Origin of the sequence: Pseudomonas shirazensis, from assembly GCF_014268785.2 — a bacterium.
GTDB lineage: Bacteria > Pseudomonadota > Gammaproteobacteria > Pseudomonadales > Pseudomonadaceae > Aquipseudomonas > Aquipseudomonas shirazensis.
The window spans coordinates 80290-93779 of sequence record NZ_JABWRD020000005.1; the positions used below are offsets into that span (position 1 = coordinate 80290).

8 protein-coding genes are annotated in these 13490 nt (G+C 63.9%); 6 read left to right on the plus strand and 2 right to left on the minus strand.

Features of this window, described 5'->3' with window-relative positions:
• Window positions 1-11 precede the first annotated feature (11 nt).
• Window positions 12-1010, minus strand: coding sequence for an alpha/beta fold hydrolase (locus HU736_RS21115; RefSeq protein ID WP_186700773.1), 999 nt, complete (start codon window positions 1008-1010; stop codon window positions 12-14).
• A 207-nt stretch (window positions 1011-1217) separates the two neighbouring features.
• On the opposite strand from HU736_RS21115, the gene metR reads away from it, so the two are divergent.
• Window positions 1218-2135, plus strand: a complete 918-nt coding sequence (gene metR, locus HU736_RS21120) for a transcriptional regulator MetR (protein ID WP_101321860.1) — start codon at window positions 1218-1220, stop codon at window positions 2133-2135.
• Here metR and HU736_RS21125 read toward each other — a convergent pair.
• Window positions 2119-2532 (minus strand): NUDIX hydrolase, encoded by a 414-nt coding sequence (locus HU736_RS21125; protein ID WP_186700775.1) that lies wholly within the window; start codon window positions 2530-2532, stop codon window positions 2119-2121. The genes metR and HU736_RS21125 overlap by 17 nt on opposite strands.
• A 122-nt stretch (window positions 2533-2654) precedes the next feature.
• Here HU736_RS21125 and HU736_RS21130 point away from each other — a divergent pair, with 122 nt between their 5' ends.
• The 5 genes from HU736_RS21130 (at window position 2655) to HU736_RS21150 (ending at window position 13320) form a co-directional block, all read left to right on the plus strand.
• Window positions 2655-6935: a DEAD/DEAH box helicase gene (locus HU736_RS21130; protein ID WP_186700776.1), complete on the plus strand. Its 4281-nt coding sequence runs from the start codon at window positions 2655-2657 to the stop codon at window positions 6933-6935.
• 87 nt (window positions 6936-7022) lie between these two features.
• The gene (locus HU736_RS21135; RefSeq protein WP_103438375.1) at window positions 7023-8642 is read left to right on the plus strand and encodes an FMN-binding glutamate synthase family protein; all 1620 of its coding nucleotides are present in this window, start codon (window positions 7023-7025) and stop codon (window positions 8640-8642) included.
• A gap of 130 nt (window positions 8643-8772) precedes the next feature.
• Window positions 8773-11892, plus strand: a complete 3120-nt coding sequence (locus HU736_RS21140; RefSeq protein WP_103438376.1) for a transglycosylase domain-containing protein — start codon at window positions 8773-8775, stop codon at window positions 11890-11892.
• 136 nt (window positions 11893-12028) lie between these two features.
• The gene (locus HU736_RS21145) at window positions 12029-12559 is read left to right on the plus strand and encodes a PadR family transcriptional regulator (RefSeq protein WP_186700777.1); all 531 of its coding nucleotides are present in this window, start codon (window positions 12029-12031) and stop codon (window positions 12557-12559) included.
• Window positions 12559-13320, plus strand: a complete 762-nt coding sequence (locus tag HU736_RS21150; protein ID WP_186700778.1) for a siderophore-interacting protein — start codon at window positions 12559-12561, stop codon at window positions 13318-13320. Before HU736_RS21145 ends, HU736_RS21150 begins: the two co-directional genes overlap by 1 nt.
• Window positions 13321-13490 lie beyond the last annotated feature (170 nt).

Consider the following 13490-nt stretch of genomic DNA (forward strand, 5'->3'; position numbering starts at 1 on the left):
ACTACCCGCTATTACAGTGTGGCGAGGTGAGTGGGTTTCTCACGCTGGGCTTTCAGGTACGGCAAGACCGCGCCCAGCAGAGGCGCCTTGAACGGCGCTTGAAAACGATGCGCAAGCCCCGGAATCAAGCGCAACTGGCTGCCCTGGATATGCGCCGCCAGGTGCACTCCGTGCATCACCGGTAGCAGCGGGTCTGCGGTACCGTGCACCACCAACGTCGGCACGCGCAGCTGATTGAGCAGCTCGACTCGGCTCGGCTCAGCCAGAATTGCCAGAATCTGGCGCTTAACGCCCTCCGGATTGAATGCCCGATCATAGGCCTGCGCCGCCTGTTGAATCAGCTCCTGGCGCTCATCCTGCACCTGCGGGCTGCCCAATGCGGCGAGCATGTCAGCCTGCTGCTCAATGGCCACAGCACGGCTCGGAGCACTGCGCCGCGCCAGCAACTGCAGCAACGCCGCGCTGGGTTGCGGTAAGCCGGCGGCGCCGGAGCTGGACATCACCAGGGTCAGGCTGCGCACCCGCTGCGGCTGCATGGCGGCCATATGCTGGGCAATCATGCCGCCCATGCTCACCCCCAGTACATGAAACTGCTCGATGTGCAGTGCGTCCATCAGCTGCACGCCATCCTCGGCCATATCGGTCAAGCTGTAAGGCGCTGATACGCTCAGACCAAGTTTGTAGCGCAGCGCCTCGAACGTCAGGTTGGCCGAGGCCGGCGCTGTATTCCAGCGGGTCAGACCAACGTCGCGATTATCGTAGCGGATCACCCGAAAGCCCTGTCGGCACAGGGCTTCCACGACATCGTCGGGCCAGTGGATCAGTTGACCACCCAGCCCCATCACGAGCAACAGCGCAGGATCTGACGGCGCGCCGACGCTTTGATAGACCATGCTCAGCGCCCCCAGGTCAGCGCGCTGCAGTGCCACACTGACATCGCAGCGCGCCATGGCAATGGTGCTCGGCGCAGCGCCCCACAGCATCAACACAAACAATAAAAAACGCATCAAGCAACACCAGCACGCAAAGCCCCATTAGTCCGCCAGTCTGATCAACTTGATTGAAAAGCGCTGCCACACTTGCGTGACAATTTGATGAACCCTGCCAGGCGGCCACTCAGGCAACATTAAGACCGCCCGGGCCACACCCGCAGATCGACAAACCGCGCCAACATGAGCCAAACTCACGCACTATCGCGTTTAGCTCCGGAGTTGGTCGTGCTTGAAATTCGTCACCTGAAAACCCTTCATGCACTGCGCGAATCAGACAGCCTTGTCGAGGCCGCCGAGCGCTTGCACCTGACCCAGTCGGCACTTTCGCATCAGTTCAAGGAACTTGAAGAGCGCCTGGGCATGCCGCTGTTCGCGCGCAAGACCAAGCCGATTCGCTTTACCAGCGCTGGCCTGCGCCTGCTGCAACTGGCGGACGCCACCCTGCCCTTGCTGCGCGGCGCCGAACGCGACATCGCGCGGCTGGCCGGTGGCACTGCAGGGCGCCTGCACATGGCGATCGAATGCCATAGCTGCTTCCAATGGTTGATGCCGACCATCGACCAGTTCCGCGATGCCTGGCCGGAAGTCGAACTGGACCTGGCCTCTGGTTTTGCCTTTGCCCCGCTGCCGGCGTTGGCCCGCGGCGATCTCGACCTGGTGGTGACCTCCGACCCCCTCGACCTGGCCGGGATCACTTACGTGCCGCTGTTCACCTACGAGGCAATGCTGGCGGTAGCCAACCAGCATGCGCTGGCGAGCAAGCCTTACATCGTCCCGCAGGATCTGGTCGACCAGACCCTGATCACCTACCCGGTGGAACGTGACCGTCTCGACATCTTTACCCGCTTTCTCGAACCCGCCGACATCGAGCCCGCCGCCATTCGCACCTCGGAGCTGACGGTGATGATGATGCAGCTGGTGGCCAGCGGTCGTGGCGTCTGCGGCATGCCGCACTGGGCCTTGCATGAGTACAGTTCGCGCGGTTATGTGAAGGGCAAGCGGCTGGGCGAAAAAGGCCTGTTTGCCACGCTCTACGCCGGGGTGCGCACAGACATGCTCGACGCACCGTACATGCGCGACTTCCTGCTGACCGCCAAGGACACCTCGTTCGCCACCCTTGATGGGGTCAGCGCGGTGCGTTGAGCAACCGGCGATACAGCGGCAGAATCAGGTCGCGGGTCAGCGGCGCCAGCAGGGGCGCCTGCTGTTGCTCGGTGCCCAGCCAGAGAACTTCTTCGATCTCGGCGGCCGGTGCCACGGCATCAGCGCAGTCGACCCGGTAGAGCTCGCACTGTACCTCGAAGCCAGGTTCGTTCGCTGCCGGCGCGCTGAACTGGCCAAGGTACTCGGCCGCAGCGGCATCGATGCGCAGGCCGAGCTCTTCTTCCAGCTCACGCCCCAATGCTGCCAGCGGCGTCTCCCCGGCATCGATCTTGCCGCCAGGCTGCATGAACGCCTGGGTGCCACGCTTGCGCACCAGCAGGGTGCGCCCTTGCGGGTCGATGAGCAGAGCGGCGGCGATGCGGATGATGTTCGACATGGATAACTCGGGGCGGGATTAAGCCGGCGAGGATAGCCGATCCAACCTCCCCGCGTATCAAGCACACGCAGCTAGACGAACGGCCCCTTGCCAAGTGCGCGTTCGAGCGCCATAACCAGAACATGAACCTGCCTACCTCGCAGCACCCTGCCCTCGCGCTGTTTCATCCCGCCGTCAGCAGCTGGTTCCGCCAGCGCTTCGCCACGGTTACCGATGCTCAGGCCCGTGCCTGGCCGCTGATCCATGCTGGCCAATCGGTGCTGCTGACGGCGCCGACCGGCTCGGGCAAGACCCTCAGCGCTTTTTTGGCAGTACTCGACGAGCTGTTCCGCGAGGGTCTGGCCAATGACGGTCAATTGGCCGAGCAGACTCAGGTCATCTACGTGTCGCCACTCAAGGCACTGTCCAACGACATCCGTCTTAATCTGCAGGCGCCGCTCGAAGGCATCAGCCAGGTGATTCAGGCGCAGGGGCTACAGGCGCCGCAGATCACCACCGCGGTACGCACCGGCGACACCCCGCAAAAAGAGCGTGCGGCGATGCGCCGGCGCGCGCCGCATATTCTGGTGACCACGCCTGAATCGCTTTATGTGCTGCTCGGCTCGGCGTCCGGCCGCGCAGGTTTGGGCAGCGTGCACACGGTCATCGTCGACGAGATCCACGCCGTGGCCGGCAACAAGCGCGGCTGCCATCTGGCGCTGACGCTGGAGCGCCTGCAAGCCCTGACCGGCAAGCCATTACGCCGCATCGGCTTATCAGCTACACAGCGCCCGGTCGAACGCGTGGCGCAGTTTCTGGTCGGCCAGCAGCGGCCCTGCGCCATCGTCGATGTCGGCCACGCGCGCCAGCGCGATCTGGCCATAGAGGTGCCGCCGGTGCCGCTCGGCGCGGTGATGGCCAGTGATGCCTGGAACCTGGTCTACGACCGCCTGGCCGAGCTGGCCCGCGCCCACCGAACGACTCTGGTGTTCGTCAATACTCGCCGACTGGCCGAGCGTCTGACTCGCCACCTTGGCGAGCGGCTTGGCCAGCAGGTGGTTGCCGCGCACCATGGCAGCCTGGCCAAGGAGCACCGCCTGCTGGCCGAGCAGCGCCTGAAGGCTGGCGAGCTGCAGGTGCTGGTCGCCACCGCATCGCTGGAACTGGGCATTGATATCGGCGAGGTCGAGCTGGTCTGCCAGATCGCGTCGCCGGGGTCGATCGCGGCGTTCATCCAGCGTGTTGGCCGCTCGGGCCACCAGGTCGACGGCACGCCCAAGGGGCGCCTGTTCGCCACCTCCCGCGACGACTTGATCGAATGCGTGGCGCTCCTGGAATGCGTGCGCCGCGGCGAACTGGATGAGCTGCACTTACCCAAGGCGCCGCTGGATGTGCTGGCCCAGCAGATCGTTGCCGAAGTCAGCAACCAGCCCTGGTCGGAGCAGGACTTGTTCGATTGTCTGCGCCAGGCCGCACCATTTGCCGCGCTGGAGTATGAGCACTATCAGGCACTGCTGCGCTTGCTTGCCGAAGGCTACAACGGCCGCCTCGGCGTGCGCGGTGCGTATGTTCACCGTGATGCGGTCAGCGGCATGTTGCGAGGCCGCCGCGGCAGCCAGCTGACGGCCTTGACCAGCGGCGGCACCATCCCCGAGAACGCCGACTACAGCGTGCTGCTCGAGCCCCAGGCGCTGAACATCGGCAGCGTCAACGAAGACTTCGCAGTAGAGAGCATCACCGGCGATATCTTCCAGCTCGGCAATGCCTCCTACCGCATCCTACGGGTCGAGGCCGGCAAGGTACGGGTCGAGGATGCGCGCGGGCTACCGCCGACCATTCCGTTCTGGCTTGGTGAGGCGCCCGGGCGCAGCGATGAACTGTCGGCGGCAGTCGCACGCCTGCAAAGCCAACTCGATCAGCAGTTGCAAGCCAGCCAGGGTGCGTTTGAACCGGTCAGCCAGTGGCTGGCAACTACGTACCAGCTAGATGACGCCTGCGTCAGCCAACTGGTCGATTATCTGGGGCGCACCTGGCAGGTGCTGGGCGCTTTACCGTCCCAGCAGACGCTGATCATGGAGCGCTTTTTCGATGAGTCCGGCGGTACTCAGCTGATCATCCACTCGCCCTACGGCAGCCGCATCAATCGCGCCTGGGGGCTGGCCCTGCGCAAACGCTTTTGCCGCACTTTCAACTTCGAGCTGCAGGCGGCGGCCAGTGAAGACGCGATCGTGCTGTCGCTGTCTGCTGGCCACAGCTTCGAGCTGGATGAAGTGTGGCGCTATCTCTCGAGCAACAGCGCCGAGGCGATCCTGATCCAGGCGGTGCTCGATGCGCCCCTGTTTGGCGTGCGCTGGCGCTGGATTGCCTCGGTCGCGCTGGCCTTGCCGCGCTTTGTCGGCGGGCGCAAGGTGGCCCCGCAGATCCAGCGGATGAAGAGCGAAGACCTGGTCGCAGCAGTATTCCCCGACCAACTGGCCTGCCTGGAAAACATCGCCGGCGAGCGGCAGATTCCTGAGCATCCGCTGGTTGCCCAGACCTTGCACGACTGCCTGCACGAAGCCTTGGACAGCGACGCCTGGCTGGCCCTGCTCAAACGCATGGAAGGCGGTCAGTTACGCCTGATCAGCCGCGACCTGCCGGCACCTTCGCCGTTGGCAGCGGCCATTCTCAATGCCCGGCCCTATGCGTTTCTGGACGATGCACCGCTGGAAGAGCGGCGCACCCAGGCGGTGCTCAACCGGCGCTGGAGCGAGGTCGACAGCGCCGATGAACTCGGTGCGCTGGATGCCGACGCTATCGGCGCGGTCGCAGCGCAAGCCTGGCCGCAACCGAGCAACAGCGACGAGATGCACGAAGCGCTGATGAGCCTGGGTTGCATCACCCAGGCCGAGGCAGCGGCCAATCCGGGCTGGCTGGCGCTGCTGCAGCGGCTGGCCAAGAGCGGTCGCAGCAGCCGTCTGGACGGCCCCGAGCAGCCGCTGTGGGTGGCCCGTGAGCGCTTGAACCTGTTCAACGCGCTGTACCCGCAGGCACTGTTCGAGCCGGCCGTGACCTTGTTACCGGGCTTCGATACACCGGTCGATGCCGACAGCGCCCTACCCGAGCTGCTGCGCTCTCGCCTGAGCGGATGCGGCCCGCAAAGCCGTGAGCAGATAGCCGCACCACTGGGCCTGCCGCCGGCGCAGATCGAGCAGGCCCTGGCCGCCCTTGAACAACAAGGTGTGCTGTTGCGCGGCTATTTCAGCCCAGGCGCGCAGGCACTGCAGTGGTGTGAACGGCATCTACTGGCGCGCATCCATCGCTACACGGTCAAGCGGCTGCGCCGGGAGATCGAACCGGTCAGCCTGCAGGACTACATGCGCTTCCTGTTCGACTGGCAGCATCTGGCGCAGGACCAGCGTATGCGCGGCCGCGAGGCGCTCGGCGAAGTACTCGGCCAACTGCAAGGGTTCCCCGGCGGCGCCGGTGCCTGGGAGGCCGACCTACTGCCGGCGCGCATCAGCGATTACAGCCCGCTGTGGCTGGATGACGCCTGCCGCAGCGGCCAATGGACCTGGAGCAGGCTGGCGTCAACTGCGGCCAGCAGCACCTTGGCGAGTACGCCACTGGCACTGTTGCCACGCGGGCAGCTGAGCCTATGGCGCAGCCTGACCAGCACACCTGAGGTAGCCAGCCTCGGGCCGCGGGCGCAGCGTGTGCATGCCGCACTGCAGGCACATGGGGCGTTGTTTTTCGAGGAGCTCTCACAGGAGGCGCATCTGCTGCCCAGCGAGCTGGAAACCGCATTGCAGGAATTGGTCGGGGCCGGCCTGGTCGGCGCCGACAGTTTCATCGGCTTGCGCTGCCTGATCACCCCCGCCGCCAAGCGCAAACCGTGTATCAGCCGGCGGGGTCGGCCACCGTTGTTCAGCGACATGGCCCACGCCGGGCGCTGGGCACTGCTCCGGCGCACCAGCGACGAACCCGATCACGACCTGCGCCTCGAATACATAGCGCTGGCGCTGCTGCGCCGCTACGGGGTGATCTGCTGGCGTCTGCTGGCGCGTGAGTCGGACGCGCTGCCAAGCTGGCGTGAGCTGCTGCGCTGCTACCAGCGCCTGGAAGCCCGCGGCGAAATCCGCGGCGGGCGGTTTATCGCCGGGCTGGCCGGCGAACAATTCGCCCTGCCGGACGCAGTCGGGCTGCTGCGCCAGGTCAGGCGCAGGCCGCTGGATGGCGAGCTAGTGCTGATCAGCGGCAGCGATCCACTGAATCTGCTTGGCACCCTGCTGCCAGGCGGCAAACTGCCGGCAGTGGCCGGTAATCGGCTGCTGTACAAGGACGGTGTGCCCGTGGCAACGCGGGTCGGCGGGCGCTATGTGTTTCTGCTCGAGGCAGCTGCCGAGGAGCAGGATGGCTGGCGGCAAAAGCTGCTGCGCGGTTGACTGCGCTGGCCATGTGCCGGGCGTTAGCGCTATGGTCGTGGTTTGCCCCAGGCCCTGAGCCTGACCGAGCCATCGCAAGGATTTCGTATGAGCCTGTCACTTCTCAGCCGCTATGCATTTTTCGCCGCATGCGTCCTGTTCACCCTCGCCAGCCTGCCGTTCATCCATCATGAATGGCTCTGGCCGCTCACCCTGACCAGCGCCGTACTGAGCCTGATCGGCGTGTTCGACCTGCTGCAAAAGCGCCACGCGGTGCGCCGCAACTACCCGATCCTGGGCAATATTCGCTACCTGGTCGAGGCCATTCGCCCAGAAATCCGTCAGTACCTGCTGGAATCCGACAGCGACGCCCTGCCGTTCTCCCGCGCTCAGCGCTCGCTGGTTTATGCGCGGGCCAAGAACGAGGCGTCGGACAAGCCCTTCGGCACCCTGATCGACGTTTACCAGTCGGGCTTCGAGTTCATCGGCCATTCGATGCGCCCGGCGCCGCTGGCAGACCCAGCCAGCTTTCGGATCATCATCGGCGGCCCGCAGTGCACTCAGCCGTATTCGGCATCGATCTTCAACATCTCGGCGATGAGCTTTGGCTCGCTTAGCGCCAACGCCATTCGCGCACTCAACCAAGGCGCCAAGCTGGGCAACTTCGCCCACGACACCGGCGAGGGCAGCATCAGCCCGTATCACCGCGAACACGGCGGCGACCTGACCTGGGAGCTGGGTAGCGGCTACTTTGGCTGCCGCACCGCCGACGGTCGCTTTGACCCCGAGCGCTTCGCCGAACAGGCACGCAACCCGCAGGTGCGGATGATCGAGATCAAGATGAGCCAAGGCGCCAAGCCGGGCCATGGCGGGATCCTGCCTAAGCACAAGGTCACCGCCGAAATTGCCGAAACCCGCGGCATTCTGATGGGTGAAGACTGCATTTCACCGTCCCGTCACAGCGCCTTCTCGACGCCTATCGAGTTGATGCAGTTCATTGCCCGGCTGCGCGAGCTGTCCGGCGGCAAGCCGGTTGGTTTCAAGTTCTGCCTGGGGCACCCGTGGGAATTCATGGGCATCGCCAAGGCCATGCTCGAGACCGGCATCCTGCCCGACTTCATCGTCGTCGACGGCAAGGAAGGCGGCACCGGCGCCGCGCCGGTGGAATTCACCGACCATATCGGCGTGCCCCTGCGTGAGGGGCTGCTGTTCGTGCACAACACCCTGGTCGGGCTGAACCTGCGTGACAAGATCAAGCTCGGCGCCAGCGGCAAGATCGTCAGCGCCTTCGACATCGCCAGCGTGCTGGCCATCGGTGCCGACTGGGCCAACTCGGCGCGTGGCTTCATGTTTGCCATCGGCTGCATTCAGTCGCAAAGCTGCCACACCAACAAGTGCCCGACCGGGGTCGCCACCCAGGACCCACTGCGCCAGCGGGCGCTAGTGGTCCCGGACAAAGCCAACCGCGTCCTCAACTTCCACCACAACACCCTGCGCGCGCTGGCCGAAATGCTCGCGGCGGCTGGCCTGGAGCACCCGGCGCAGTTGGAGGCCAAGCACTTGGTACGGCGGATTTCGGCAACCGAAATCAAGCTGTTCTCGCAGATGCACGTGTTCCTCAAGCCGGGCGAGCTGCTCACCGGCGAGGTCGATGGGCAGTTCTATTCGCGGATGTGGCAACTGGCTCGGGCCGACAGCTTCGAGCCGCACAGCGAGCAGGCCGCCTAAGCGTTTGCAGCAGGTGTCGGCAGTGTCAGTGCGGCATGCCGCCGATGCCGCTCACAAAATTTTCACCTGCTGCGGTCAGCGTCTAAGCTTCAGACACGCAAGACGAAATTACTTGGCCGGATAGATGACTATGGGCGCACAGTGGCAATCGGAACCCTCCAGCACCCAAGCACCTGAAGCAGGTCTGGATAATGCTCCGCAGCCAAAACCACCTCGTCAGCGCAGGTTGTGGTGGCGGTTGATCATTCTCGTCGTGCTGCTGGCGATGATTGCCATCGGCTTTGCGGCCTATGACGAAATGCAGACCTCGAACCTGCAATCGCGCGAGTTCAGCCGCCTGGCCGCGACCTTGACCTACAGCTTGGAGCCAGGCCCCAGCGATGCCATCGTCTACCCCGGTGAAGGGCCTTTCGACAAGCGCCTGGGCTACAGCGCGCTGGGTGAGTTTCTGCCGCGTCTACTCAAGCGCGATTACCTGATCAGCGAGCAGGTCCGGTTTTCTCCGGCATTGATGGACTATGTCGACCATGGCCTGTTCGTGCCTTTTGTCGAGAAGATCCAGGCGGGTTTGACCATCACCGATTGTCGCGGCGACATGCTCTACCAGTACAACTACCCGCAGCACCTGTACCCGGACTTTGCCGCGATCCCGCCGGTGATGGTCAAGAGCCTGCTGTTTATCGAGAACCGCGACCTGCTCGACCCGGCCGACCCGCGCAACAACCCGGCAGTGGATTGGCCACGCTTCGCCAAAGCCGCCTACAGCCAGATTGCCAAGTACTTCGCCCTGCCCGGCCAGTCGGCCGGCGGCAGCACGCTGGCCACCCAGCTGGAGAAATACCGCCACTCACCGGACGGCCTGACTGTTTCGGGGAGCGAAAAACTGCGCCAGATGCTCTCGGCCAGCGTGCGCGCGTACAAGGGCGGCCCTGATACCACCGAGTCGCGCCAGCGCATCGTGCGTGATTACCTCAACAGCGTGCCGCTGTCGGCAGTACCTGGCCACGGCGAAGTGCACGGCATGGCCGAAGGTTTGCGCGTCTGGTATGGCGCGGACTTCGATCAGGTCAACCGCGCCCTCGCCTCGACTGCCACTGATGCCGACAGCCTTGCCGAGCGGGGCCTGGCCTTGCGCCAGGTGCTGTCGTTGATGATCGCCCAGCGCCGCCCTTCGCATTACCTGTCCAAAGGCCGCATCGAGCTGGCCGAACTGACCGACTCGCATATTCGCGTGCTGGCTGCGGCGAATATCATCGAGCGGCCACTGGCGGATGCCGCGTTGACCAGCAAAGCGCGCTATCGCGATTGGGTAGCGCAGCCGACCATCGTCCCGATCATCACCAACAAGGGCATCAGCCTGGCCCGCAACCGCCTGGCCGGGATGCTCAACCGGCCTCTGTATGACCTCGACCGCCTCGACCTGTCGGCCACCAGCACCCTGCAGGGTGATCTGCAGAACCAGGTCAGCGACTACCTGAAAAAACTCTCCGACCCAGCTTTTGCCGGGGAGATGGGCCTGATCGGCGAGCGCCTGCTGACCAGCAAGACTACCGATCAGGTGCGCTACAGCTTCACTCTGTTCGAACGTACCGCCGATGGCTCGCGGGTTCGTGTGCAAACCGACAGCACCGACCAGGCCTTCGATATCAACGAGGGCAGCAAGCTCGAGCTGGGCTCCACTGCCAAGCTGCGAGTGCTCACCACCTACCTGCAGATCATCGCCGAGCTGCACGACAAATATGCCGGCAAGCCAGTCAGCGAGCTGAAGAAGGTGGATGTCGCCGAGCTGGACCGGTTGACCCAATGGTCGCTGGAATGGCTGACCCTCAACAGCAAGAATCAAAACCTCGATGCGATGCTCGACGCAGCGCTTGAGCGCAAATACTCGGCCAATACCGGTGAGGCATTCTTTACCGGCGGTGGCATGCATGTGTTCAACAACTTTCGCAAGGAAGACAACGGTCGCAACCCGACCCTCAAGGACGCACTGCGCGAGTCGATCAACCTACCGTTCATTCGCCTGATGCGCGACATCGTCCGCTATGTCACCTACCAGCAACCGTTCAACCGGGCGATGCTGCTCAAGGACGATGGCGACCCGCGTCGGCAGGAATACCTGGCACGCTTTGCTGATCGCGAAGGCAGCAACTACCTCATGCGGTTCTGGAAAAAGTACCAGCGCAAGACCTCGCAACAGCGCCTGGATACCTTCCTCGACAGCATGCGGGTCACCCCCCAGCGGCTGGCAGCGGTGCACCGCTATCTGTTCCCGGAAGCCTCCCAGGAAACCTTCAACGCCTTCGTCCGCGCGCACAGCAAGGGCGACAAAAAAGCCTTGGCCAAGCTCGACGACGGTCGCCTGTCGCAGATGTACGACAGTTACGGCCCCGGCAAATACGACCTGCCCGACCAGGGCTTTATCGCCAAGGTGCACCCGCTTGACCTGTGGCTGCTCGGTTACCTGCTGAAAAACCCCGGCGCGAGCCTGAGCGAGATGCTCAATGCCGGTCGGTTCGAGCGTCAGGAAGTCTATGGCTGGTTGTTCAAGAGCCGCCACCAAGGTGCCCGTGACAGTCGTATCCGGACCATGGTCGAGATCGAGGCGTTTCTCGATATACATCAACGCTGGAAGCAGGTCGGCTACCCGTTCGATCATCTGGTGCCATCCCTGGCCACCGCCATCGGCAGCTCGGGCGATCGTCCGGCAGCGCTGTCCGAGCTGGTCGGGATCATCCAGAACGACGGTGTGCGCTTGCCGACACTGCGCCTCGACACCCTGCACTTTGCCGCCAATACGCCGTATGAGACCAAGCTGATCAGCGATCCGGACCGCGGCAAGCGGATTCTGCCGGTTGAAGTCGCACGCGCGCTTAAAGGCGCGATGTCGCAAGTGGTAGACGCCGGTACGGCAAGGCGTATCTCCGGCAGCTTCAAGCTGCACGATGGCACGCCACTGGTGATGGGCGGCAAGACCGGTACCGGCGACAACCGCATCGAGAGCTTTGGCGCTGGCGGTCGGCTGATCGGTTCGCGCTCGCTGAACCGCACCGCAACCTTCGTGTTCTTCCTGGGCGACAACCACTTCGGCACCCTCACCGCCTTTGTGCCTGGGCGCACGGCGGAGGCCTTCACCTTCACTTCGGCATTGCCAGTGCAGGCGCTGAAAGGGATGGCACCGATCCTGATGCCGTATCTCGAACCAGGCAGTAGCACCGAGTGCAAACCACCTCAGTTAGCGGCCAATCACTGACAGCACAGTCACCGCCTGGACAGCCCGGATGGTGACTGATCGAATAACCAAATGAGAATCATCACTATCCTTGGCTTGCCTTAAGATATATCTTGAGTAATATCTAACGATATATCGCAGACAGAGCCTTTAGACCATGCGTGATCACGATCCCTTCGACCGCCGCCCCGCCCGCGGCGAACGCGGCCCGCGGGTATTTGCCCCCGGCGACCTGAAATTGCTGCTGCTGGCCATGCTTGCCGAACAGGCCGGCCATGGCTACGACCTGATTCGCCAGATCGAGGCGTTGTTCGATGGCAGCTACAGCCCGAGCCCCGGCGTGATCTATCCAACCCTGAATTTCCTTGAAGAAGCCGAACTGATCAGCGGCCAGGTCCAGGGCAGCAAACGCCTTTACGCCATTACCGATGCCGGGCGCACTGCCCTGACCGAGCAAGCCGTCGCCGTCGATGGTGTGCGCATACGCATCGAAGTCAGCAAGCGGGCACTGCGTAGCCATGATCGCCCGCCGGAAATTCATGAGGCCGTGGGCAACCTGCGCCATGCCCTGCATATGAACAGCGGCCGCTGGAGCAGCGCCGAGATCGAGCGGGTCAGCAACCTGCTCAACGACACCGCCAAGGCCATTGCCGCCGGCCCGGCCGATTCCGTCACGGAGAACACTTGATGAACAACAGCATTCACCGCGTCAATCACGAAATCAAACAGCGTCGGTTGCAGGTACTGCGGGTGACCGATCTGACTCCGCGCATGCGCCGCATCACTCTTGGCGGGCCGGAGCTGACAGGCTTTGTCAGCCTCGGCAGCGACGACCATATCAAGCTGTTGTTCGGCGTGACTGCTGCCGAACAGGCGGCCATCGACGCGCGCCAGTCGGGCCGCGACGGTGGCGCTCGGCCGACCATGCGCGAGTACACCCCGCGCCGCTATGACCTTTCCAGCGGCGAGCTGGATATCGACTTCGTCCTGCATGGCGACGGCCCTGCTTCGACCTGGGCTGCTCAGGCTGAGCCGGGCCAAGTGTTGAACATAGCCGGGCCAAGGGCTTCGCTGGTGGTGCCGGACATTTTTGACAGCTACCTGCTGATTGGCGACGAGACGGCGATCCCGGCCATTGCCCGGCGCTTGCACGAGTTGCCGGCAGGTCGCCGGGTGCTCGCGCTGATTCAGATTGCCGACGACCAGGAACGCCAGCCGTTGCCGAGCCAGGCTGAGGTCGAGGTGATCTGGGTGCAACGTGACAAGCAGGACCTGCTGGCAGTGATCAGCGAGTTGCCTTTGCCGGAGGGCGAGCTGTATAGCTGGGTCGCGCTGGAAAAGTCTTTGACTCGACAGGCCAAGACCTTGCTGCTGGAAAAAGGCGTTCACGAGGATGCCTTGAAAGCCGCCGCCTACTGGCGCGCCGATGGGAGTACTGACGACGAGTAGTCTCAGTCGAGATACGGGGCTGCGGCCCTGTAGCGGCCTTGTGTCGCGATAGGCCAGCGAAGCTGGCCCGGCGATATCAGCGGCGAAGCTAAAAATGTGGGGCCGCTTCGCAGCCCTTTCTGACCGGTCCGGCGCCCCGGCAAGGCCGCTCCTACAGGAACCGCGCATGA

Excerpts from the sequence above, each read along its gene's own strand:
- HU736_RS21125 (WP_186700775.1), bottom strand. The coding sequence starts at position 2,532 with ATGTCGAACATCATCCGCATCGCCGCCGCTCTGCTCATCGACCCGCAA.
- HU736_RS21130 (WP_186700776.1), top strand. The coding sequence starts at position 2,655 with ATGAACCTGCCTACCTCGCAGCACCCTGCCCTCGCGCTGTTTCATCCC.
- HU736_RS21135 (WP_103438375.1), top strand. The coding sequence starts at position 7,023 with ATGAGCCTGTCACTTCTCAGCCGCTATGCATTTTTCGCCGCATGCGTC.
- HU736_RS21140 (WP_103438376.1), top strand. The coding sequence starts at position 8,773 with ATGGGCGCACAGTGGCAATCGGAACCCTCCAGCACCCAAGCACCTGAA.
- HU736_RS21145 (WP_186700777.1), top strand. The coding sequence starts at position 12,029 with ATGCGTGATCACGATCCCTTCGACCGCCGCCCCGCCCGCGGCGAACGC.
- HU736_RS21150 (WP_186700778.1), top strand. The coding sequence starts at position 12,559 with ATGAACAACAGCATTCACCGCGTCAATCACGAAATCAAACAGCGTCGG.